At 46.4% G+C, this 23464-nt stretch carries 21 protein-coding genes and 1 pseudogene; 10 read left to right on the forward strand and 12 right to left on the reverse strand.

Annotated elements, in window-relative coordinates; all coding sequences use genetic code 11:
• Nucleotides 1-67: 67 nt before the first annotated feature.
• The 4 genes from HMPREF1139_RS03740 to HMPREF1139_RS03755 all read right to left on the reverse strand — a co-directional run bounded on the left by HMPREF1139_RS03740 (nucleotide 68) and on the right by HMPREF1139_RS03755 (nucleotide 4923).
• Complete coding sequence (locus tag HMPREF1139_RS03740) at nucleotides 68-532, reverse strand: tetratricopeptide repeat protein (RefSeq protein ID WP_009649993.1); 465 nt, start codon at nucleotides 530-532, stop codon at nucleotides 68-70.
• Nucleotides 529-1794, reverse strand: a complete 1266-nt coding sequence (locus tag HMPREF1139_RS03745; protein WP_009650333.1) for a pyrroline-5-carboxylate reductase — start codon at nucleotides 1792-1794, stop codon at nucleotides 529-531. The genes HMPREF1139_RS03740 and HMPREF1139_RS03745 overlap by 4 nt, the downstream gene beginning before the upstream one ends.
• Complete coding sequence (locus HMPREF1139_RS03750; RefSeq protein ID WP_009650010.1) at nucleotides 1791-2300, reverse strand: nitroreductase family protein; 510 nt, start codon at nucleotides 2298-2300, stop codon at nucleotides 1791-1793. Before HMPREF1139_RS03750 ends, HMPREF1139_RS03745 begins: the two co-directional genes overlap by 4 nt.
• A 382-nt stretch (nucleotides 2301-2682) precedes the next feature.
• The gene (locus tag HMPREF1139_RS03755) at nucleotides 2683-4923 is read right to left on the reverse strand and encodes a nitric-oxide reductase large subunit (RefSeq protein ID WP_009650195.1); all 2241 of its coding nucleotides are present in this window, start codon (nucleotides 4921-4923) and stop codon (nucleotides 2683-2685) included.
• A 239-nt stretch (nucleotides 4924-5162) separates the two neighbouring features.
• Between HMPREF1139_RS03755 and HMPREF1139_RS03760 the strand changes: the two genes are divergently transcribed.
• From HMPREF1139_RS03760 to HMPREF1139_RS03785, 6 genes are all read left to right on the forward strand, one after another.
• Entirely contained in the window at nucleotides 5163-7364 is a 2202-nt protein-coding gene (locus HMPREF1139_RS03760; RefSeq protein ID WP_009650231.1) for a TonB-dependent receptor, read from the forward strand.
• A gap of 29 nt (nucleotides 7365-7393) precedes the next feature.
• Complete coding sequence (locus HMPREF1139_RS03765; protein ID WP_009649949.1) at nucleotides 7394-8419, forward strand: ABC transporter substrate-binding protein; 1026 nt, start codon at nucleotides 7394-7396, stop codon at nucleotides 8417-8419.
• Nucleotides 8416-9447 (forward strand): ABC transporter substrate-binding protein, encoded by a 1032-nt coding sequence (locus HMPREF1139_RS03770; RefSeq protein WP_009649948.1) that lies wholly within the window; start codon nucleotides 8416-8418, stop codon nucleotides 9445-9447. Before HMPREF1139_RS03765 ends, HMPREF1139_RS03770 begins: the two co-directional genes overlap by 4 nt.
• Nucleotides 9448-10902: a subtype B tannase gene (locus HMPREF1139_RS03775; protein ID WP_009650309.1), complete on the forward strand. Its 1455-nt coding sequence runs from the start codon at nucleotides 9448-9450 to the stop codon at nucleotides 10900-10902. It abuts the gene before it with no gap.
• 381 nt (nucleotides 10903-11283) lie between these two features.
• The gene (locus tag HMPREF1139_RS03780; protein ID WP_009650303.1) at nucleotides 11284-12309 is read left to right on the forward strand and encodes a FecCD family ABC transporter permease; all 1026 of its coding nucleotides are present in this window, start codon (nucleotides 11284-11286) and stop codon (nucleotides 12307-12309) included.
• Nucleotides 12309-13082 carry an ABC transporter ATP-binding protein gene (locus HMPREF1139_RS03785; protein WP_009649930.1) on the forward strand — a complete coding sequence of 258 codons (774 nt, stop codon included), beginning with the start codon at nucleotides 12309-12311 and terminating at the stop codon, nucleotides 13080-13082. The genes HMPREF1139_RS03780 and HMPREF1139_RS03785 overlap by 1 nt, the downstream gene beginning before the upstream one ends.
• A gap of 35 nt (nucleotides 13083-13117) precedes the next feature.
• Here the strand turns inward: HMPREF1139_RS03785 and HMPREF1139_RS11970 are convergent, their stop codons facing one another.
• Nucleotides 13118-13246 carry a hypothetical protein gene (locus HMPREF1139_RS11970; RefSeq protein WP_009650255.1) on the reverse strand — a complete coding sequence of 43 codons (129 nt, stop codon included), beginning with the start codon at nucleotides 13244-13246 and terminating at the stop codon, nucleotides 13118-13120.
• A 265-nt stretch (nucleotides 13247-13511) separates the two neighbouring features.
• Between HMPREF1139_RS11970 and HMPREF1139_RS11080 the strand changes: the two genes are divergently transcribed.
• The gene (locus HMPREF1139_RS11080) at nucleotides 13512-14252 is read left to right on the forward strand and encodes a TonB-dependent receptor plug domain-containing protein (RefSeq protein WP_009650094.1); all 741 of its coding nucleotides are present in this window, start codon (nucleotides 13512-13514) and stop codon (nucleotides 14250-14252) included.
• Nucleotides 14253-14276: 24 nt separating this feature from the next.
• Nucleotides 14277-15659, forward strand: a complete 1383-nt coding sequence (locus HMPREF1139_RS03790; RefSeq protein WP_009650044.1) for a TonB-dependent receptor domain-containing protein — start codon at nucleotides 14277-14279, stop codon at nucleotides 15657-15659.
• A 56-nt stretch (nucleotides 15660-15715) separates the two neighbouring features.
• Here the strand turns inward: HMPREF1139_RS03790 and HMPREF1139_RS03795 are convergent, their stop codons facing one another.
• The 4 genes from HMPREF1139_RS03795 to HMPREF1139_RS03810 form a co-directional block, all read right to left on the reverse strand.
• Entirely contained in the window at nucleotides 15716-17149 is a 1434-nt protein-coding gene (locus tag HMPREF1139_RS03795; protein ID WP_009649934.1) for an SPFH domain-containing protein, read from the reverse strand.
• A gap of 98 nt (nucleotides 17150-17247) precedes the next feature.
• Entirely contained in the window at nucleotides 17248-19074 is a 1827-nt protein-coding gene (gene recG / locus HMPREF1139_RS03800; RefSeq protein ID WP_009650273.1) for an ATP-dependent DNA helicase RecG, read from the reverse strand.
• Entirely contained in the window at nucleotides 19064-20293 is a 1230-nt protein-coding gene (locus tag HMPREF1139_RS03805) for a M16 family metallopeptidase (RefSeq protein WP_009649966.1), read from the reverse strand. Before HMPREF1139_RS03805 ends, recG begins: the two co-directional genes overlap by 11 nt.
• On the reverse strand, nucleotides 20294-21340 hold the full coding sequence (locus HMPREF1139_RS03810) for a dehypoxanthine futalosine cyclase (RefSeq protein WP_009650079.1): 1047 nt from the start codon (nucleotides 21338-21340) through the stop codon (nucleotides 20294-20296).
• A gap of 286 nt (nucleotides 21341-21626) precedes the next feature.
• Between HMPREF1139_RS03810 and HMPREF1139_RS11855 the strand changes: the two genes are divergently transcribed.
• Nucleotides 21627-21794 (forward strand): hypothetical protein, encoded by a 168-nt coding sequence (locus HMPREF1139_RS11855; RefSeq protein WP_009650203.1) that lies wholly within the window; start codon nucleotides 21627-21629, stop codon nucleotides 21792-21794.
• A 15-nt stretch (nucleotides 21795-21809) separates the two neighbouring features.
• Here the strand turns inward: HMPREF1139_RS11855 and HMPREF1139_RS12115 are convergent.
• From HMPREF1139_RS12115 to HMPREF1139_RS03820, 3 genes and pseudogenes are all read right to left on the reverse strand, one after another.
• A pseudogene (locus HMPREF1139_RS12115) lies at nucleotides 21810-21881 on the reverse strand (hypothetical protein); the annotation flags it as partial.
• A 34-nt stretch (nucleotides 21882-21915) separates the two neighbouring features.
• Complete coding sequence (locus tag HMPREF1139_RS03815) at nucleotides 21916-22224, reverse strand: GNAT family N-acetyltransferase (RefSeq protein WP_009650282.1); 309 nt, start codon at nucleotides 22222-22224, stop codon at nucleotides 21916-21918.
• Nucleotides 22221-22619, reverse strand: coding sequence for an NfeD family protein (locus HMPREF1139_RS03820; protein ID WP_009649984.1), 399 nt, complete (start codon nucleotides 22617-22619; stop codon nucleotides 22221-22223). The genes HMPREF1139_RS03815 and HMPREF1139_RS03820 overlap by 4 nt, the downstream gene beginning before the upstream one ends.
• Nucleotides 22620-22707: 88 nt before the next feature.
• On the opposite strand from HMPREF1139_RS03820, the gene HMPREF1139_RS03825 reads away from it, so the two are divergent.
• A complete protein-coding gene (locus HMPREF1139_RS03825) occupies nucleotides 22708-23142 on the forward strand; it encodes a copper resistance protein NlpE (protein WP_009649936.1) in 435 nt (144 codons plus the stop codon).
• The last annotated feature ends 322 nt before the right edge of the window (nucleotides 23143-23464 follow it).

A 23464-nucleotide genomic window follows, 5' to 3' on the forward strand; every position in this document is an offset into this window, starting at 1 on the left:
AGGCGTTTATTTGCTTGAATTTAGCCCGTAATCATAGCAGTACGGTAGACAAATTCGCCCTGTCAGCTTATCTTTCTCTCGCTTTTTTGGCCTTTTCATACCATGATTTTGCCTTATTCATATCGCGTGGCACACCAAGCCCGTTTGCGTAAAGATCGCCGATGGCTTTTAGCGTGTCAGCCGTGACGTGATCTATCCTTGAAGCGTTTTTCATATAAAGCCGCATCGCCTCTTTATAGTCCCTTTTTACGCCTAGCCCGCTCTCATACAGTTTGCCCAAATGATACTGCGACGTGATGTCGTCTCTCTCATCGCCTAGGCTAAAATACCTCACCGCTAAGGCGTAGTCTTTTTTCACGCCAAGTCCTTGCTCGTAGATGATGCCTATATACCGCGAAGCCTTTTTATCGCCCGCGTCCGCTAGACGTATCATTTCGCTTGCATTCATATCGCTTTTATTTTCCGTCTGCGCCGCGCTTGCCGCGCCAAAGCATAAAACGGCAAGCAAAAACGCTCTAAATAGCAAACTCATAAGGGCTTCTTTCTAGTCAGTATCCACTCGAGCACCGGCGTGAGGTCGTAGGCGAATTTCCACGTATTTACGTGCCCTGCGCCGCTATTTGTTTGACCGTCCGCCAAGACCGAGCCCTTTTTAAACGATACGAAATTCACGTTTGCACCCTCGCTTATCAGCTTTTCAAACGCTTCTTTGCTTTCTTGTGCGCTCCATTTAGCGTCCCACACGCCGCGCGCGACTTTCGCGCCGTTTGCTTGAAGCTCATTTACGATAGCCGTTTGACCCGGATATGCCTTGGTATCGTCTTGCGAGACGACTATGAATAAATTTTGCTTTGCCATCGGCGCTACTAGCTTTTCATCCCACTGGCAAGCGACTAGATACGATGCGGCAAAGAAATTCGGAAATTTTATATCCATCGCGATACTTAGCATGCCGCCACCTGACTGCCCCGTCGTATAGAGGCGGTCTTTATCGATGCTGTAAACTCCCGCCAGCTCGTTTATCAAATTTATAGTCGTATCCAAGCTGCCCGAGACTTGCGAGTCGTCATCTGCGACGATCTCGTCAAACTGCGGCGCTAGCACGAAGCATAGGTGTTTGGCTTGAATTTCAGCGCCCGCCCACGACGTAGCACCGTTTCCTTGTATGAGCGTAGCGATGGTGTTCGTGCCGGTCACCCCGGCGTCATGCATAAAAAGCACGAGCGGATAGGATTTGGCTTTGTCGTAATTTTTAGGAACGAAGAGGTTGTATCTTAGCGTTTGACCCGTTTTAGGATCCTTAAATTCAAGCTGCTTAAAATCATCAACGATCAAATTTTTAACGGCGCTGCTAGTTATCGCGGCGTTTTTGGTGTCGATCGTGAGGCGAGGGACGGTGTATTTTGGCGAATTTTCCTGCTTATCGCCGGCCTTACCCGGTCCTTTGCTTTGATCTTGATTTTGCTTAGGAGGCTTTTTTACGAGCAGATTTGTCCTTTCAAGCTTTAAGGTCACAAATTTGCCGCTATCTTTTGGCGCACCGTCTACGGCGTCGCTAAGATAAATTTTGCTTATTTTATGCCCAGCCACGCTAAAGCTTTTTGCGTTTATACTGGAAGCCTCCAGCGGGCTTTTATACTCGATCGCTACGCCAGTTAAATTTATCCCGTCGCCAAACACCTGCGTGATCGCGGTGGCTTTTAACGGCTTATTTGACGCAGCTTTCGCAAAAACTGGCACGCTAAGCATCACCGCAAATCCGGCCGCTTTCAATAAAAATTCCCTTCGTTTCATGCTTGCTCCTTGCCTATATAGTGTATTTTACTCTCGTCAAATCGCTCTTTTTGTTCGTGCGCCGTTTTGGGGTAGCCGATCGCCATTATACAAAGCACGCTCAAATTTGGCGGCAAATTTAAAATTTCTTTTGCCTCTTGCATACGCTTTTCATAGGGCGCAACGCCTAGCCAAACCGCTCCAAGCCCAAAACTATCGGCTTCCAGCCATAAATTTTGCGCTGCGCAACTTGCATCAAACGGCACGCACTCTTGATATTTGCAGCCCTCATTCTTGTAGCAGATCACGATGCCGACGGGTGCATCTTTGAGGCAGTCCGAGTACTGGCTGAGCTTTGAGAGCGCTTGGAGTAAAATTTTATCTTCGACTACGTAAAATTCCCATGGACATTGATTTCCGGCACTTGGCGCAGCCATCGCCGCTTTTAAGACCCGCCTAATCTTTTCATCCTCGATCGCTTTGTTTTCGTAGTTTCTCACACTGCTTCTATGAAAAATTTCTTTCATTTTCGCTCCTTAAATTTTAGATTATGATAGAGCAAAACCGTAAATTTTAGGCAAATATCATTAGGTTTAAGCTGCGTTTTTAAGAGTAGTGATTTTAAAAATTTAAGGCTCTGTTTTAACAAAGTTTTGATGTATTCAAACGAATGCTTCGCAAATCTTATTTACTCCGCAAGGCGCCGAACATATAGCACGATTTTTGTGGTCAGTCTTACAACTTCCCTAAAAATCGGCGGCGATAGCGTCGCTTCATAAGATTTGACTACGCTATAATGTTTAAAATTTTAGAAATCAACACTTTTTTAAAACAGAGCTAAATTTAAACATTCTAGAGAAGTAAAATTTAAAGTATAGCGGCCAGGTATGACCCGGCCGCTAGTTGGATTTACGCCTTGGCGGTTGCTTTGCCAAAGACAAATTTAAGGATCTGGATAAAGAAGCATAGACCGCCGATGATAAATATCATATCGCCGATCATCCTTAGCCATCTTAGATCTTGCAGATGTGCTGATTGTAGAAATTCAGCGCTTCTAGCATACCACATACCCACATTGAGGCTGGCGATAGCTTGATGTATGCCTATTGGAAGCAGTGATAAAAGTATCATCAGCATGAGTCCCCAGTTTAGTGACCAAAAGCCGATCTTCATAAGCTTATCGTCAAATTCTTTGCCTTTAAAGACATAAAGCGCCACAAGCCAAACAAAGCCAAGAGCCAAGAATCCATACACGCCAAATAGAGCTGCATGCCCGTGAATAGGTGTTGTATTTAGGCCTTGTATGTAAAATAGCGAGATCGGAGGGTTGATGAGAAAGCCAAACACGCCAGCGCCCAGCATATTCCAAAATGCGACTGCGATGAAGCAGTAAAGCGGCCATTTAAGGGTTTTCGCCCAGCTAGTTGCAAACTGAAGCCTATAATGCTCGTAAGCTTCAGCTCCAAGAAGCACCAAAGGCACGACCTCAAGCGCCGAGAAGCTAGCTCCTACCGCCATTATCGGCGTAGTCGTTCCTGCAAAGTATAAATGGTGGAAAGTGCCCGGGATGCCGCCTATCATAAACAAAGACGCACTGGCAAGCGTCGAAAACGTCGCCATTCTCTTTGAGACAAGGCCTAAAGATACGAACACGAACGCAAGCGAAGCGGTCGCAAATACCTCGAAAAATCCCTCGACCCAAAGGTGAACGACCCACCAGCGCCAGTATTCCATCACAGGTAGCGGGCTTCTTTGTCCGTAAAATAGCCCTGCTCCGTAAAACAGACCTACAGCGATAGCAGACATAGCAAAGATGGCTAGTAAATTCTTATCGCCGCCTTGTTTGAAGCCACCGACAAATCCGCGGCAAACCAGCACCATCCAGATGACAAGACCTACAAAAAGTATAAGCTGCCAAACACGTCCCAAGTCTAGATACTCGTATCCTTGATGTCCGAACCAGAAGCTTAAATTTATAGGCATGATGTGCGCGATAGCTAGATATTCGCCCACAAAGCTTCCTACGACTAGGATGAGAAGCGCGTAAAAGAGCAGATCCACGCCAAGCTTTTGAAATTTCGGATCCTTGCCGCCGTTTATGATAGGGGCTAAAAACAGACCCGCCGCTAAAAATCCGGTCGCTATCCAAAATATACTAGCTTGTATGTGCCAGGTACGCGCTAGCGAATACGGGATGTATTGCGAAACGTCGATACCGTAAAATTCTTGTCCCTCGACCGTATAGTGTGCTGCAAAGCCTCCTATCATGAACTGAAAGACAAAAAGCGCGATCGCTACGAAAAGATACTTGCCAAGCGCCTTTTGAGACGGAGTGAGCGCTAGGCGGCTGAGCGGATCCTCGCTGATAGGAGTAGGCTTCTCCTCATCATGCTTGCCGTAAAACGAACTACACCATACCAAAAAGCCGATACCGGCGATCAAGATCACGACGCTTGCGACTGACCAAAAGATATTTTCACTGGTCGGGACATTGTCGATGAGCGGCTCGTGCGGCCAGTTGTTAGTATATGTAGCTTCGCTGTTAGGACGATCAGTCGCCGTAGCCCAGGCAGCCCAGAAGAAGAAGTTGTTTAGATCTTTTCTGTCAGCCTCGCCAGGCAAGGTGTTTTCTTTCATAGCGTAAGCCTCTCTTAAAGACTTAAATTTAGGATCGTTGCCAAAGAGTGCGGAGTATTCGCTAGCGACTGAATTCATCGCTGCAATCCTGTCTTTGCTTAGCGTGATCGTGCCGTTTTTGACGGTATTGGTGCGGTATTCTTTTTTGAGGATGACCTTTAGATGCGCTTTTTGCTCGTCGTTTAGATCCTCGTATTTAGCGTTGTAAATTTCGCCCGCTTTGATCTGTAAAAACGCCATCAGCTCTTTATGTAGCCAGTCTGCACTCCAGTCAGGCGCCTGATAAGCTCCATGTCCCCAGACCGAGCCCACCTGCATGCCGCCGATGCTCTGCCAGGCCTCTTGCCCCTTGTAAATGCTCTCCTCCTCGATGACTACATTGCCGTTCTCATCGACGAAGCTCACCATTGGCGGAGACTGTCTATACACCTCCGCGCCGTAATAGCCCAAAAACCCAAAGCCGATGATCAGCACCGCGACCAGTGCTAACCAATACCTCTTGTATTCACGCATCTGCGCTCCTTTTCCTAAAATTTCGGAGTAAGTTTATCTTTTTTTGAGGCCTAAAATAATGATGTATGTCAAGAAAGAGAGCAAATTCCTCCTCTTAGTGAAATTTTACCTTCTCGGCTACCAGCCGTTAAATTTTGCTTTGTTTTATATTTATGAAAATTTAAGTGGCGTTTAATTATAATCCGCGAAAATATATAGATATATATTTTAAAAATTTAAAAATATAATTAAGGAAAAATATGCGAAATATCAAAATTTCAGCCATTTTGGCTGCGTTTTTGGCCGTCGGCAGCAGCTGTGTGGCAGCTGAAAATGTCCGTCTCGAGACGATCGAGATAAAAAACAGTACCGGCGAGAGCATTTCTGATAGCGGTATCTCGGAGCATTTTTTACAAAAAGACGCGCTTTTTGGACCGCTCATGGACAAAAAGGTCAAAGACATCCCACTTCAAATAAACACCGTCTCAAACGAACTCGTGCAAAACCTGCAAGCTACGGGGCTTGAAAATGTCTGGCGCGTGATACCAAGCGCTACTGTGGGATATATGGGCTCCGGCTCGGTCACCCGCCCTGCCACAAGAGGTATGTATGGCGGCGTCATCGGCAACAACTACTGGGACGGCTTCATGGTGACTGCAACGACTGCCGTGCCGATGATGATATTTGACAAGCTCGAGGTGCAAAACGGACTTTCAGGCTCGCTTTATGGCTCACAGCACCCAAGTGGCATCTTCAACTACACGCGCAAACGTCCGGTCGATAGCCAGACGATAGTTCGCGTGGATTGGAGCGAGAAGGCAAATTTTGGCACGATGCTCGATACGTCTGATCGCTTTGAGAAGGTCGGCTACCGCGGTATATTTTACTTTAACGACGGCGAGGGCTTCGTAAAAGACAGCGTCAAACGAAGCAAGCTCGCAAATTTAGCACTTGATTTTTATCCTACTGATGATTTGACGATCGAGACAAATTTCACTTATTACAACTACATCAGATACGGCTACGGCGCACGTTTGATGTCACCTCAGACAAACGGCCTAGCAAAATTTAACGTTCCGGGCGCTATCGCAAATGATAAAAAAGGTATAGCGCAAACTTGGGCCGGCATGGATCTAGAAAGCTACAATACAAGCGTAAAACTAAAATATAACATCAGCAATAACTGGTATATGGAGGGCGGATACCAGCACCATATTTCAGATCGTAATACTATGGAACAAGGTAATACTCTAACCGGTAATAACGGCGAAATAACATCAAGTGTCGATAGAAAACTAAGCAAGCCACCTCGTTTTATCCTCCAAAGCTGGTTTGTAAAGGCCATGGGACACGAAACTACAGGCAGTATCGAGCATGACTTGGGAATTTCTACCTATGGCTATATTTATGATTCAAAATCAGAATTTATCTATGGTAGCCGTAACAAAGGGACCGTTCCGGTTGGAAGTCAAAATATCAATAATATGCGAAATGTTTCGCAACCTAATAACTTTAAAATAGATAATGAGCGAAAACGCGCTTTGAAATTTAAGACATACAATGTCACTTTGGCCGATGACATCAAGCTAAGCGAGCAGTTTAGCTTCCTTGGCGCTATCACTCATACATGGGTAAAGCAAGATAGTTTCGCAAATAATGATCCCGCAAACACATCAAGAGATAAGGTCGGAAGCAACACAGATAAAGAATTTACCTATCTAGCAGGACTCACATATCGCCCTATCGACAATACGAACGTGTATTTCACCTACTCAAACAGCGTCCAAGTCGATGGTCTCGTGCCGCCAGCTTATGACGCGGGTAGGACACTCACATACGTCGCACCGATCAAAACAAAGCAGTATGAGCTGGGCGTGAAATCAACTATCGGCACGATAGATCTATCCGCTGCACTTTTCCAGATAGAAAGACCGCTTTATTATAGAGTCGGCACGACAACTAAATTTATCAAACAAGGCAAACAAGTCAATAAAGGGCTTGAAGCCACAGCCGGCGGAAAGCTAGGCGAATACGTGAGCGTTTATGGCGGCTTCATGCTACTTGATCCAAAGCTTAAACACACCGTAAACAGCTATGCAGACAATAAATACGTCGTTGGCGCTCCTAAATTTCAAACAAACCTGCTATTTGACTTTGCCGTGCCAAATACAAACAAACTGAGCTTCATAACAAACCTCCACTACACAGGCAAGCGCTATGTCGATGATAGAAACACTCAAAGCGTCGATGGCTACTTTACGACTGATCTTGGCGTGCGCTACGCGACAAAAACGTGGTTTGGCAAGGAGACGACTTTACGCTTTAACGTAAATAACCTCTTTGACAAAAAATACTACATCAGCGTGCGCCCAGGCGAGAGCGACGGAGCTGGCAGCGGCACGACAGACCTATACACTGGCGATAGCAGGAATTTCATGGCGTCATTTGAGGTCAAATTTTAAAAGATCAAATTTATCTTAAGGAGATGGATATGAAGAAAATTTTACTAGTCTTGGCTCTGATCTTTGGGGCTTTAAACCTAAATGCGGCTGATTTTAAAACTCTGACCGACATGACCGGTAGCGAGGTCAAGATCCCCGCAAAGGTCGATAAAATCGCCGCTCTTTGGCACGCGAACAACCAAATAATCCTAGTCTTAGGCGGTATGGACAAGGTAGTGACGACCACCGATCAGATAAGCAAAAACAAATGGTTTGCGCGCATTTATCCGCGCCTTGCCAAGCTTCCAGCCGCGCTTAATGGCAACGATATCCAGATCGAAGAGCTAGTCAAGCTCGCTCCTGATGTCGTCATCGTCTCAAATAAAAATTTCCAAGCAAGCCTCGCAAAAGAGGGATTTAGCGTGGTGAATGCGCTGTTTAAAGACTACGAAGATATGAGAAAAAGTGTGCTTCTCACGGCTGAGGTCATCGGTGGCAACGCCCCTGCACGCGCAAAGGAGCTAAACGACTACCTTGATAAAAACATCGCTCTTGTCAGCGCAAAAACGGACAAAATTCCAACCGATAAACGTCCAAAAGTGCTTCACATCGTAAATGGCTCAAACCTACTCAAAGTCGATGGCACAAAGAGCATGATCGACACGTGGATAAAATACGCCGGCGGAACGAACGCGATCCAAAAAGAGGGCAATATGTTTGAGATCACGGCTGAGGAGATACTAAACGCAAACCCTGACATCATCATCGTAGGCGGCGCGGACAATCAAAAATCTGTGGCTAAAATTTACGCCGATCCGGCATTTTCAGGGTTAAAGGCCGTCCAAAACAAAAAGGTCTTTGGCAACCCAAAAGGCGTATTTAGCTGGGATCGCTACGGCGCGGAGGCAGCTTTGCAGATCCTCTGGGCAGCAAAGACCATACAGCCTGAAATTTTTGCCGACATTGACGTGAAAGCCGAAACTAAGGCGTTTTACAAGAAATTTATGAACTACGATCTTAGCGACGCGGAGTTTGGATACATCCTAAACGGACTAAATCCTGACGGAAGCAAATGAAATTTAAAATTTTCTGCCTAAGGGCTCTGGCGCTGCTTGCGGCGCTGGGGCTTTTCCTAAATGCGGGCGAATTTAAGAGCGTTAGCGATCTTGCGGGCAATGAAGTCAAAGTGCCCGCAAAGGTCGATAAGATCGCCGCTCTTTGGCCTGCAAACACTCAAATTTTACTCATTTTAGGAGGCACGGACAAGATCGCTGCGACCTCGACACACATCACGAAAAATGCGTGGTTCGCGCACATTTTCCCGCCGATAGCAAACGTGCAAGTCAAATTTAGCGGCGACATAAATATCGAGGAGCTGATGGCGGCAAATATCGATGTGGCTATCGTTTCAAACAAAAATTTGCGTCAAGAGCTGGCAGATCATGGTTTTAGCGCGTTTTTCGCGGGATTTAGCGACTATGAGGGCATGCAAAAAAGTGCCTTGATGAGTGCTAAAATTTTAGGCGGCAGCGCGGAGCAAAGAGCGCGCGAATTTAACGCCTATCTCACGCAAAATATCGAGAAAGTAGCCACGCGAACAAAAAATCTACCGAGTGAGAAACGTCCCAAAGTGCTTCACATCGTAAATGGCTCGAACCTGCTAAAAATCGACGGTACGAACAATATGATAAACACGTGGATCGAGCTTGCCGGCGGCACGAACGCGATCAAAAAAGAGGGTATAATGCTAGAAATCACCGCCGAGGAGGTGATCGCGGCAAACCCTGACATCATCATCGCGGGCAACTCAAAGGCGGACGAAGTGCTGGCTAAAATTTACGCCGAACCGCGATTTTCTGGACTGAACGCGGTCAAAAACAAGCGTGTGTATGCAAACCCAAGTGGCTTTTTTAGCTGGGATCGATACGGCGCGGAGGCGACACTGCAAGTGCTATGGGCGGCAAAGACTATCCATCCCGAGCTCTTTTCGGACATCGATATGAAGGGCGAAACGAAATGGTTTTATAAAAAATTTATGAACTACGAGCTTAGCGACGCGGAGTTTGAGTATATCTTAAAAGGGCTTAGCCCAAAGGGAGAGTAAATGAAAAAAATAGTGCTGGCAGCGAGTGCGGCGGTGTGGCTGCTGGGTGCGGGGCTAGAATTTGACGAGGGTAAATTTGAAACCAAAACGCTGGACGTTGGTGGTAAGGCGGTCAAATTTAGAGCGTATGAAAATATCGTCTATGTCGCAAACCCCGTGGATACGCAGTATCAAAGGATGAATTTTTATGCGCCGATAGAGTATTTTGAGGGCGGCAAAATCGGCAAATTTGACGCTGCGAGCGCACCGATATTTTTCCCAAATTCCGTGGGCGGATATATGCCGGGCAAGGCTGCTGCGCCAGGGCTTAAAAACGGCAAGCCAAACGCCATTTTGGAAGCTCTCGCGCGTGGCTATGTCGTGGCAGCCCCGGGTGCTCGGGGTAGGACGCTCACAGACGCGCAGGGAAATTTCACGGGCAAAGCCCCCGCGGCGATCGTCGATCTAAAAGCCGCCGTGCGCTATCTAAAATTTAACGACGCAAAGATGCCTGGCGATGCAAACAAGATCGTCTCAAACGGCACTAGCGCGGGTGGCGCTCTCTCTGCGCTGCTTGGCGTCTCGGCGGACGCAGCGGAGTTTGAGCCATATCTAAAAGCCCTTGGCGCAGCCCCTGCAAGTGATGAAATTTACGCCGTCTCCGCCTACTGCCCGATCACGAATTTAGACAACGCTGACGCTGCCTACGAGTGGATGTTTAACGGCGTCGATGAATATGAGAAAATGGACTTTTCGGAGCTTGATGCGGGCGGCTTTAACGAGCGAGGCGGCAAACGAAAAACGATAAACGGCACGCTCACGCCTGAGCAAAAAAGCCTCTCAAACGAGAGGAAAACGGCGTTTGTGGGCTACGTGAATTCGCTAAATTTAAAGGACGCCAAAGGTCGAGCTTTGAGCCTTGAACCTAGCGGCGAGGGAAGCTTTAAAGAATACCTAAAAAAGGCGCTTTCAGCCTCATTTGCAGAGGCAAAAAGGATCAAACAAATCAGCGTAGCTCCTAAATTTATCTTTCTTAAAGAGGACGGCTGCGAGCTGGAATACACTCTGGAATTTGACAACTACTTGCGCGAGATAAAGCGCGCTAAAACGCCGCTTGCATTTGATGATCTAAATTTGGCAAATCCTGAAAACGATCTCTTTGGTGACGTAAAAACTGCTTCAAAGCACTTTACAGCCTTTGCCAAAGAGCGTGGCAAGGGCGAGATGGCAGACGCGCAGATCATAAAAATGATGAACGCGATGAGCTATCTGGCAAACAAAAACGCGGCGAAATTTTATCGTATCAAGCACGGCTCGGCTGATCGCGACACCGCGCTAGCCGTACCGCTCATACTTGCCTTGGGCTTGCAAAATGCGGGCAAGAGCGTTGATTTTGCCGTGCCGTGGGGGCAAGGGCATGGCGGAGATTACGACTTGGACGAACTTTTTACGTGGATAGACGGGATCGTTAAGTGATATTAAAAAGCGCGAAAATATGGTGGCTAAATTTTAAAATTTGCGCCTTATTTTGGGCGTTTTAAATTTTAAGGTTTCGTTTTGATAAAGTGTTGATTTAGCTTTACCTTGCTAGCGAGCTTATCGCCGCTACAACGAGATTCGCTACGAGGACAGAGGGCGGCGGCTGACTACGGCGCGTCTGCTAGCGGTTGCGAAGCGTCTTAAAGAGCTGTGAGCAACGCGAAGTATAAAATCGTGCTACGCATTGGGCTACTCGCTCCCGTATAAATGCTGTTCGCGCCCGTGCTAGGTCGCTCTTGGAGTGAGTAGGATTTGTAAGGCGCTTTTAGGACATCAGCACTTTATTAAAACACAACCAATATAAAAGGAAAATTTCATATGACACAAAATTTGCAAAAAGCAAGCATGCCGTTTAAATTTACCCTCGTCTTACTCGTAGTATTGACGATACTGACGGCTCTTGGCGCACTTTGCATCGGGCGCTTTGGCGTCTCGCCTGAGGACGTGCTTCGCGTGATACTAAATTTACTGGGTCTTAACGAGCAAATGGCTCTAAATATCCACAACGTCGTCGCCAACATACGCTTACCGCGGATCTTAGCCGCTCTATTAGTCGGCGCCGCACTTGGCATAAGCGGCACGGCGTATCAAGGCGTGTTTAAAAACCAGCTCGTGAGCCCCGATCTGCTGGGTGTCTCGGCCGGAGCCTGCGTAGGCGCGGCGAGCGCGATAATATTTGACTTCTCGATCTTTGGTATACAGATAATGGCCTTCGTCTGCGGCCTCATCGCCGTGGGCTTGACGCTTAGCATACCGCGGCTGATGGGGCGAAACAGCACGCTGATGCTGGTGCTCTCGGGCGTCATAGTAAGCGGCCTCATGACCTCGATAATCGGCTTTTTAAAATACGTCGCAGACCCCGAGACGAAACTGCCTGACATCGTGTATTGGCAGCTTGGCAGTCTAGCTAAGATCGATATCTTAAATCTAAAATTCCTAACACCAGTGATGATCGTTTGCATGATCGTGCTAGTGGCGATGAGCTGGCGTATAAACCTACTCTCCCTTGGCGATGCGAGCGCGGCGAGGCTGGGCGTGAACGTCCCGCTGGAGCGCGGCGTCATCATCGTCTGTGCCACGCTTCTAACGGCGAGTAGCGTCTGTATAAGCGGCATAGTCGCGTGGATAGGGCTTTTGATGCCGCATCTTGCCCGTATGCTAGTTGGCGCGAACAACACGAAAAGCCTACCCGCAAGCATCTTTATGAGCGCGATATTTTTAGTCGTCGTAGACACCTTGGCAAGGACGATAAGCGTCAGCGAAGTACCTCTTGGCGTGCTCACGGGCTTTATCGGCACATCGTTTTTCATCTGGGTGCTATTTAAAAACAAAAAGGTCGTTTGATGTTAGAGATAAAAAATATGAATTTTGCCTACGCAAACGGCGCCGGGCAGCTGCATAACGTGAATTTGAGCCTAAAAAAGGGCGAAATTCTGACCATCTTGGGTAAAAACGGAGCTGGCAAATCAACGATGTTGGGGCTGATAAGCGGGGCGCTGAGGTCAAATTCCGGTAAAATTTTACTAAAAGGACAAAACGCCCTTAGCCTAAGCAACAAGCAAAGGGCGAAATTTATGGCTTACGTGGCACAAAGTGAAATTTACGAATACGAATACACCGCGCTTGAATACATCACCTTCGCACGAGCGGCGCATCTAGGCATATTTGCAAGACCTAGTGAGGCTGACTACGATATCGCTAGAAAATACATCGCGATGCTTGGTATTGAGGCGCTGACGGATAAATTTATCACTCAGATGAGCGGCGGGCAAAGGCAGATGTGCTCGATCGCCAGAGCCCTCACCGCAGAGCCCGAGATCATCATTTTTGACGAGCCGACCTCGGCACTTGACTTTGGTAACCAGTATAAGTTTTTAAAGGTCGTAAAGCGCCTGCTAGTAGAGGGCTACACCGTCGTTTTGACCACGCATAATCCAGACTTTGCCATACTTCTTGGAGGCACGGTCGCGTTGGTAAAAGACGGCGGAGAGGTAGCTAGCGGAGCGGTGGATGAGATCGTAAAAAGCGAAAATTTAAGCAAGCTTTACGGGCTAAATTTAAACGTAGGATACGTTAATGACGTCGGTAGGAAGTGCTGTCTCACCTATCCGCTATAAATGTCATTTCAGCGCGCCGCATAAAGCTCACCTCTTTAGCCAGTCGCTTTTTGTATATTTTTTACATGCGTGAGCGCGTGCTTGTGCGAGAGAATGGGTTCTTTAATGGCATATTTGTTTCGCACGTCTATGACTAGCTTCAAAGGGTCAAACTCCGTCTCCATTCACAAAACCTCTATACGCTTCTTTTTAGTATTCTTTCTTTAGTGGTTTCATAACTCATATCTGCCAAGATCAAAATGCCTCGAAGCTTAAATTTTGGCTACATTATTTGAGAGTAAGTCCATCGGCAAAATTTAAAAAGAGCGGCATTTCATTTCAAAAAATTATTAAATCTTAAGCTTTCGTTAATGTATAATTTAGTATTTGTTATCATTATTGTTTAATAAGAATATTTTTGAGCGAATTTCACTCGACAAAGGATATGAAATGTTTGGTAAAATGGTGGTTTTATCAATATTAGGACCGGTTTTGATCCTAGCACAGAGTTTAAAAAATGATGAAAATTCTACCGATATCAGATCGGTATCTTTGGAGCGTATCATCGTCGTAGCAAATAAGATGCCTACGCAAAATGCAAAATTTGCCGGTCAGGTCGGAGTCTTAAACGAAAATGATCTCGTCAAATCGCCCTCGATAATAGAAAATTTAGGGCAAATTCCGGGCATCCAGACAGGCGCGGACTACGGTAGGCAAGCAGGGCAATCATACAACATACGGGGCACCGGATATGGTAGCGATACATCTGAGAGCCGCGTGATAGTCGAGCAAGACGGTATAGCACGCTCACCATCGATGTTTAACGGTCAGGTTTCGAGCTTTCGCGTCGATAATGATCTGCTAAAACGTGTCGAGGTCGTAAAGGGCGGCTCGTCGGTGCTTTACGGCAGCGGTGCGATAGGCGGCGTGGTAAGCATGCGGACTAAAAGCGTAGATGATTTTATATTAGGCGGCAAAAGCTACGGCGTGATGGTCGGGCATAGACAAGAGAGCAACCACATGAACTCAAACCGTGGCGCGCTTGCTTTTAAGCCCGCGGAGAATTTAGGAATTTTACTTTATGCAAAGCATGCGGATTTCGGGGATATAAAGCTAGCTGATGGCGGCAGAAACGGCGTTTCAAAGGTGCAAAACGATGAGCGGATCAATACCGCACTTGGCAAGGTCTAGTGGGACATCACGGATGAACACCGCTTGGAGACAAGCTTTTTTAATTATCACGAAAATTTCATCTCTCCGCCACTGGTTTTGGAGAGCGACGGGGCTTCCTCGTCCGTACCTAGCATAGCTGCGAAACTGGATCAAAAAGATTTTAGCACTAAATACGTCTATAAGCCGCTTAACACCGATCTGATCGATTTTAGCGCGCAGTATTTCTACACCAAGGCAAAGTATCATTACGATCAAATTTATCCGACCTACGCACAAGAATACACAAACACGGACGACAGATGGGGGCTTAAACTAAAAAACGAAAGCCTCTTTAACACGGGCTTTTTGGAGCATAGGCTGGTAGCAGGGGCTGACTACACCGATAGGAAAACGGATCTAAAATTTTACAGACATACGCCCACCAGGACGATAGCATCGCCAAATTACAATACATTCATGCCAAATTTTTACAAAGAGCTTGGCGTTTATTTACAAGATATTATCGCGTTGGGGGATTTTGAGCTTACCTTGGGCGGACGCTACGATAAATTTAAGCGCGGGCTAAAAAATGCAAACTCGAAGCAATACGAAGAGTCTAAATTTTCGCCCAAGATCGCGCTTTCTTATGAAATTTTTGACGGCATAAATTTACTCGCGGGCTATTCGCAGACCTTTCGTGCGCCGCTACCTGAGGAGAGCTTCAAGCAAGGCGGCATAAGCCCAGTATTTTGGTATTTGCCAAATCTAAATTTAAAACCCGAGCTTGCCAAGGAATATGAAGTGGGCTTTTCTATCGACAAACAAGACCTGCTGGGTGAGGACGCATTATATCTTAAAGCGACTTATTACAACGGCGACATAAAAGATATGATAGCACCTGTGGAAAGAGACGACTTAGGACCTGCGCCTAGGTATTTTCCGTGGATACCGCGCACTTATGTGAATTACGACAATATCGAGTCTGCAAAGCGATACGGCTATGAGCTCGAAGCCAAATACGACATCTCGGACCTCGCGCTAAATTTAGGCTACGATCACACAAAGGTATATGATAAAAAGACCAAGCGCAGGATATATATCTATGCCGACAAGATCACGTTTGGAGCGTATTATACCTACCGAGCATGGGGGCTTAGCGGCGGTGCGGACGTGGCGCATTATATGAAGCCGCATTACAACGAAACTAGTTTTATGAGCGGCGGTCAGCTCAGAGAATACATCAACAAAGACTTTACGATCGTAAATTTACGCGCGATGTGGCAGCCAAAGAATTTTAAAAAAGATCTAGTAAAAGACGGGCTTAAAATTTCATTTGGCATAAACAATGTGTTTGATAAAAAATACATCCATCCTGAAAGCTACCGCGACACGACTGCCGTGGGGAAGGGGCGGAATTTTTACGTAGATTTTGAAAAGAAATTTTGATTTAGCCGGGCAAAGCGAGCGAGAGTCTTCAGCCTCGCCCCTATTTTAAAATTTCACTACGCTTTGCCGATATCATCGCTCTTTTTTTCGCCCGAAATTTTATTTAGCACCTTTTTGCCGATCTCGCTTTGATTTAGAGCTTCAAGCATCGCGGCGAGATTCGTGCCGCCCTTGGAGCTCAAAATTTCGCCAAATTTTCCCATACCTTCGCCCACGCTACCTTCATTTGCGATGATCTTTAGATCGGCTGCGCTTAGGGCTTTGGCTTGTTCTAGTCCGATGTCGCGGTTTGCTTCGATTTGCTTGATGGAAATCAGGTAGGTTTGATAGCCTTGATTTTCGCCGATCTCTTTGGCAAGCTCGATCTGCGCATTTACGGGGGCGAGCTCTTTTAGACGTAGAGCCTCAGCCTCTGCGGTGCCGATCTTTAGCGTGCCTTGGGCCTCTTTATCTTTCATTTCAAGTAGCGCAGCAGCGGCTAAAAATTGCTTTTCTTTATCGCCTTGAGCGATGAGGATTTGATTTTCCCTTGTCGCCTCAGCCTCTCTTATGACCGCATTTTTACGCGCTTCAGCGTCGATCTCGATCTTACGCTGCTCTTGTTCGGCTTTTACGATCTCGACTTGCTTTTTGATCTCGGCTTGCTTGACGTCATTTACGCGCACGACCTCCATCGCCTTTTCTTGCGTGATCTTTTGCTGGTCTTTGATGAGCTGCTCGGCTTGCTCTTTTGATATAGAGACCTCCCGCTCGTTTTCGACGGTTTTTAGACCGACCATTTTATTAGCCTCTTGTTGCTTGACCTCGGTGGCTTGTTTGGCCTCGATCTCGGCTATCTGAGCGAGCTTTTTATTATTTGCCACCTCTATGCGGCTCTCTTTTTCGATGAGGGATTTTTTCTTTTCCATTATGTTAAAGATGACCTTGCTGTCGCGGTTGTCACGGATATCCATGAGCTCGATGTTTTTGACGGGCTCGATGCCCCAGTTTTCAAGCTGCGTTTTGACCGCCTTCGTAAAGTCATCGCCAAGCTCCGAGCGGATCTGCAAGATATCTTCAAGTACGCGGCTTGAGAGGATCGAGCGGATCGAGCCTTGGATGATGTTTGTCAGCTGATTGTTAAGATCGTCAAAGTTATTGACGCGCTGAGCGGCTAAATTTGAGTCGCTGATCCTAAAAAACGCCGTGATATCGACGACAAAAGGCAACCTACCAAGGTCATACGCCTCGTAGTCTTCGATCTTTATGCTAAAAACGGAGACCGGCAAAACGATCTTTGTAACGCCAAAAATCGGCATCCAGCTTGGAAATTCGTAATAGCTGTTGCCATTGCCCGTATCTTTACCATAGCTCATCGTCTTTCTGGCACTTTGCACGATATGCACCTCGTTCGTCTCCACTACGCGCCTGAAAAACAAAGGCACTAGGACAAACAGTAAAACTAAAACGGCCACGACCGCTAATATAACGGCATCATTTACATAACCCATCGCTATTCCTTGAGTAAAATTTTAGTTATTATATTGATTTTATGTTTAAATTTGGCTCTTTTTAACAAAATGCCGAGATTTCAGCACTAACGTAAATTTCACTTCCTGCTTGCAAAGCCCAAAACTGCGTCCAGCCTGTCTTTTGCCGCCTGGGTGATCTCCTCTTCGTATGCGTAGTATTCGAAGGTCGCTCCGTGCTGAAGCGTGCCGTTTAGTATGTCGCCGCTTTGGCGGTTTTTTAGATCGAGCTGCGCTATCTCAAAGCCGTCCGTCGTCGAGCAAAATTCCACCAGTCTTTCGGGCGGATTTTTAAGCTTCGTAAATAAAAAACAAAAGCCGCTACCGCCGTTTCGTCCGACGCGACCGCGCAGCTGATGAAGTGTGGCAAGACCCAGTCGCTCGGCTCCTACGATCACGATCGTGCTAAGCCGTGGTAACGAGATACCGACCTCGACGACAGTAGTTGAGAGCAAGATATCGCCTCGTTGCTTAAACTGGCGCAAAATTTCCTCTTTTTCTCTATCTTTTCCGTGCGTGATGAAGACGTTTTTGAAATTTTGCAGCCAAAATCCCTGCGCCTCGCTCAGGCTTTGATAGTTTAAATTTTCAGAGCCCTCGACCAGCGGATAGACAATGATCGTTTGACGACCGCTTGATATCTGGGCTTTTATGTGCGTTAGAAGCGAGGCGAAGTCTGCGGGCTTTAAAATTTGCGTTTTTATATGCTTTTCAAAGGGCATTTGCTTTAAAAAGCTAAATTCTACGAGTGAGGACTGGATGAGGCTTAGCGTGCGGGGTATGGGCGTAGCTGAAAACTGCACGAAATTTGCGTGCAAGTCGCCGTTTCGCGTCATCTGCTCGATCTTTCCGCGCTGGCTCGAGCCAAATCGGTGCTGCTCATCGACCATCACTAACGGCACGGGCGGCAGCTCTTGATAGAGTAAAACGTGAGTGCCGATGATGAAATTTACGCCCGAAAAATCTAAATTTTTATCTCCGCTTTTAACGAGCATCACGTTCATAAACCCAGGCAGCAGGCGCTTCGCCTCGTTATAAATCTGCTCGCACAAGATGCTAGTAGGCGCCATCAACACCGCGCAGCCCGGATACACGCTAAGTGCGGCGGCTAGGATGACTAGCGTCTTGCCGCTACCTACATCACCCATCACGACGCGCCTTTTGGCCTCGCCGTGCGCTAGATCGGTGCGGATATCGTTTATAGCGTTTAGCTGGTCGTTTGTCGGGGCAAATGGTAAATTTTTAAACCACTCGCCGATGTCAAAAGGCTCGATCTTTTGGCTTTTAAAATGGATCTTTTTGGCGCTTAGCTTTTTTATGTAGTTAAAAATTTCTATGAATTTTAGGGTCTGCAGCCCTTCGCTTTTACTCTTTAGTTCGTTTAAAATTTCTATGCTTCGCTCGTTCGCATTTTGAAGGCTCAAGATGAAATTCGCCTCTCTTTCATCAAGCCCTTCGTTCGTTAAAATTTCAAAATTTATGTATTTTGACACGAGGGTTTTTAGCCGCTCGTCTTTTAATGTAGTGCGGTATTTTGGCACTATCTCGCCGGGCTTAGTGATGATCCTTGGATTTATCACCTGCCACGCGCCAAAAGTGTGCGAGGCTACGCCCGTTATTATCATCTCTTTGCCGACCTTAAACGCTCCAAAATGCCACGGCTTTGCATTAAAAATGACGATCTTGACGCTGCTTTGCCACGCCTCGCAAAAGCTTATGGCGACCAGCATACCGCCGCGCGCACGAGAAGTCGATCTTATCGTGACATCGATACAAACTTGCCCCTCTTTGGGCTCATTTGCCAGAGTCGTATCCTCAAAGCTTTTTGGTAGCGTCAAAGCCAGATCAAGTAGGCTGGTAACGCCGATCTTTGCTAGCTCGTCCCTATCTTTTGACTCAAATTTCATTTCTTAAAACGCAAAAACTAAGCTTGTTTATCTCCGCGTGAGAGGTGATGAAGTGATTTAGCTCATCAAACTTTAGGGCTGAAATTTTATCAAGCTCGCTTAGAAACGAGCCAAGGGGCTTGCCCTCATAAAATTCGTTTTGTGCGATGTCAAGGCGCTTAAATAGCGTCTCAAGGCGCAGCGGTAGCGATCCGCTCAAAAATTTTTTTGCTTGAGCAAGCTCGGTTTTACTCACGCCATTTTGGCTGAATTTTAAAATTTCATCTTTGATGACTGCGATGGCTTCGTCTTTTTTGTCGTTTTTAGTCTGCATATAGCCAAAAATTTGCGTGTATGAAAGGTTGAAGATATTTCTCGCGTAGGCGCTATATGCGAGCCCCCTTTTGACGCGGATCTCCTCCATCAGCCTGGAGCCAAAGCCGCCCTCGCCTAGGATAAACGTAGCCACTATAGCCTTGTAGCGCTCCTGCTTTGGCACTTCATAAGGCGAGCCAAAATAGATATACGCTTGCTCGCTTGACCTTACGATCTCTTTTGCCTCGCACTTGTCGCTAGTGGCAAAATGGCTTAAATTTCGCTGCTTACCCGCAGGTAAAACGCTCAAAATTTCACCCACCGTAGCCGTCTGCGCCTCGCTCACATCGCCTCCAAAAACGACAAATAAATTTGCCAGATCAAGATGAGAAGCGACGAAATTTTTAGCGTCTTTAAGCGTTATGCTTTTTATGCTTTTTTCATTGCCCAGCCCGGCCTTACCAAGAGGCGTTTTAGGATATAAAATTTCCATCAGTCCGCGCCTTGCGACATAGTCGAAATCATTTTCGTTGCTCGCTATCTCGCCAAGCGTGAGGGCTTTGTTCCTAGCTAAAATTTCATCCGTGAAATTTGGCTCGCTTAAAAGCTCTTTTAGCTTTGAAAGAGCGTAGCTAAAGTGCTCTTTTAGGCAATTTATATCGATGCTCAGCGTCTCAAAGCCCGCACTAGCGCTTAAATTTATAGCTCTTGTCTCGAGCAACCTTGCAAACTCGCTGGAGCCAAGGCTGAGCGTGCCCTCGTTTAGCATATTTGCCACCAGCTTGGCAAGGCCTGACTTTTCGCCGTCCTCGCAGCTACCGGCTACCTTGAAAACGAGCCTTAAAAGCACCACAGGCATCGCCTTTGAGCTTTCAAAAACGACTGGTATCTTCGCATCTTTGACCTCTAAATTTAAAATTTTCATCTAAAACCTCTCTAAGATATCATAGTTTGTGTTGCGTTTTGCGGGAAATTCGCCCACGTCCTTTATGAGCTCGATCATTTGAGCTTGATTCATCCTAAAGCTAGCTCCTGCGGCTTTGACGACGTTTTCTTCCATCATCGTAGATCCCAGATCGTTTGCGCCAAACAAAAGCGCCAGCTGTCCGACATAGCTGCCCTGCGTGACCCAGCTGCTTTGGATATTTTTAAAATTATCCAAAAACAGCCTGGAGACCGCGAGCAGGCGTAGATATTGGTTCGAGCTTTGTTTGATGATCTCTGGATGTTCGCTCGCTAGGCGAGTATTTAGCCCCTGAAAGCTCCAAAGTATAAACGCTCGAAAGCCGTTTGTAGCGTCTTGCAGGTCTCTGATGTGCTCCCAGTGCTCGACTATCTCGCGTGTAGTCTCGACCGTGCCAAACATCATCGTCGCAGTCGTTTTCATGCCTATCTCGTGCGCCTCGCGGTGGATGCGTAGCCAGTCTGCGGTGTCGCATTTCCTAGGGGCGATGATGTCGCGCACGCGGTCGCTTAAAATTTCAGCTCCGGCTCCGGGCATCGAGAAAAGGCCTTTTTTATTGAGTCGCTTCAGCACCTCTTTGGTCGAAATTTTTGAAATTTTAGCTATGTAGTCGATCTCGACAGCCGAAAATCCATGTATCGTGATCGTAGGATAGTGCGTAGAGATAAATTCCACTAGCTGCTCGTACCACTCGATCTTTAGCTTTGGATGAACGCCGCCTTGAAATAAAATCTGCGTCCCGCCGATAGCGATCAGCTCCTCGATCTTTTTGCCGATCTCCTCGTAGCTAAGCACATAGGCGTCCTCCTCTTTGGCGTGGCGATAAAAAGCGCAAAATTTACAATCCACCCAGCAAACGTTCGTATAGTTTATGTTTCTATCGACGATAAATGTCGTTATCTTATCGGGATGAAGCTCGCGTTTTCTTGACAGCGCCATAGCTCCAAGCTCGTTTAGCTCGGTATTTTCTATCAGATCGACCGCTTCATCGACACTAAGTCTCTTCAAATTCAAAACCTTTATAATTTTTGGCGTAGTGTAGCAAATTTTAGCTTTTATTAGGCTCTATTTCTAACTAAGACGTCATAAATTTAAGCTTCGCAAATTTTGAACGACCCGGTGCGCTATCGCTTCGCTACAAATCAGCGACAAGCTCGCTAATACCCAAAGGTAACAATTTAAAACTTACCAAACAAAGCCTTTTATCACTTAAAACGCGCGAATTTAGGTATTGCAAAAATATTAAAAAATCGACAGTAGAATAAAAATCTCATTTTAATCAAAAGGAGAAAGCATGAAAAAGATCGCTATATTGGCGGTGATAGCTGCATTTATGATAGGTTGCGCGCCTCGCCATCCTCATCATGAGGCAGGACATGGGGGTTGCGGTGGCGGCTGTATGCAAAAAGGCCCTGGCGGAGCCGGCGGACCGCAAGGACCTGCACCAAGACCTATGCACTGATCTTAGCATATCGACATGTGCTATGCCATCCTCCAAATACTCCTCACTGATCTTTTCAAACCCGAACGAACTATAAAATTTTACCAAATAGCTCTGAGCTATCTCATTTTCTTTTAGCTCATCAGCAATAAAAATTTATAGCCGCTTCAAGCATTTGGCGAGCTATCCTTTGGCCGCGATATCTCGCATCCACAGCGACACGACCTATCGATATTTGCGGGAAAGATACACCACGCTTTAGGATACGCAAAGTGCCTACTAGCTGCGCATCATCGCTTAAGACCATCAAAAAATAAGCGTCTTTGTCTTTCTCGTCGCACTCTTCGTAAGCGCATTTTTGCTCCACTACAAAAATTTTGATGCGAAGCCTGATGATCTCATAAAATTCGCTCACACTAAGGCTTGAAAAATGCTTAAATATAAATTTCATCTCTCTAAAATCGCCGTATCTTTTATCGTGCCTCTGACCTTGACTTTTACGCCCTCCTCCAGCTCGTCGCCGTCATAACGCCAAAGTACGCCTTTATAATATATCATGCCGTTTCTAACGATGCCCATATCACTCTCGTCCGAGCTATCTTCGCTAAATTTCTCTTTTTTCCTACCAAATCTCTTTTTCAAAGGCTTTTTTAGGAAAAACAAAAGCACGAGCGAGACGAAAAGCACAAATAAAATTTGATGATACCAGTGCCCAGGAAGCCAAAAATTCGCCACTCCTATAATGAGAAAGCCAAGTCCGAAAAAGAAAAGGAAAAACGAGAGCGATAAAAGCTCGGCCACGATAAGAAGCGCGCCGATAGCGAGCATCACATAAGGATCTATCATATTTTCTCCTTGAAATTTTAAAAATTTATCATCTATTGATTTATGTCGTATTATAATACATTTCATTTTAATCAAAGGAATTTACGATATGAAAAATTTTATCCTCGCTTTGAGTGCGTCCCTATTTTTACTCGGTTGCGCTAGCTCCAGCCAAGACGCAAACGTCCCAAAAGGCAAATGCACGATAGACAACGTAAAAGGCTGCGAAGTCAGCAAAATGCCTGTCGCAGGGACATATAAAACCACTCTGCCTTGCGCTAGCTGCTCTGGCATAGACGCTACCCTCACGCTAAATGCCGACGGGACGTTCACAAATAAAATGATCTATCAGTCAAAAGATAAATTTACAGATACTTCCAAGGGAAGATACATCGTCGTAGGCGATACAGTGACTACGACAGACGAATACAAAGAAAAAACGAGCTATAAATTTGACGGCAAAAATCTATATATGCTAAATGCCGACGGCACGATGGCGACAGGCGAATTTAAGGATAATTACACCTTCAAGCCGATTAACTGATCGTAGAGCCCGGTTTGGCTCTATTAAAATTTTAAGGTCCTGTTATACTTCCAAAGCGAAGTCAAACCTTGTGAAGCGACGCTATCGCCGCCGATTTTTACTTCGTGCTGCACACTCGTAACGTTCTGCTTGCAGTTGCGAGACGAAGTCGAAGCAAAACTTCGCTACGAGGACAGGGAAGCGGTAGCTGACCGCGTAAATCGTGCTATATGTTCGGCTACTCGCTCCCGCACAAACGCTGTTCGCGTCTGTGCTAGGTCGCTCCTGGAGCGAGCAGGGTTTTTGCTTCACTTCGTTCGCAACTGCAAAGCAGAAGCGAAGC

It is taken from the genome of Campylobacter sp. FOBRC14, from assembly GCF_000287855.1.
In the GTDB taxonomy this organism is placed as follows: Bacteria; Campylobacterota; Campylobacteria; order Campylobacterales; family Campylobacteraceae; genus Campylobacter_A; species Campylobacter_A curvus.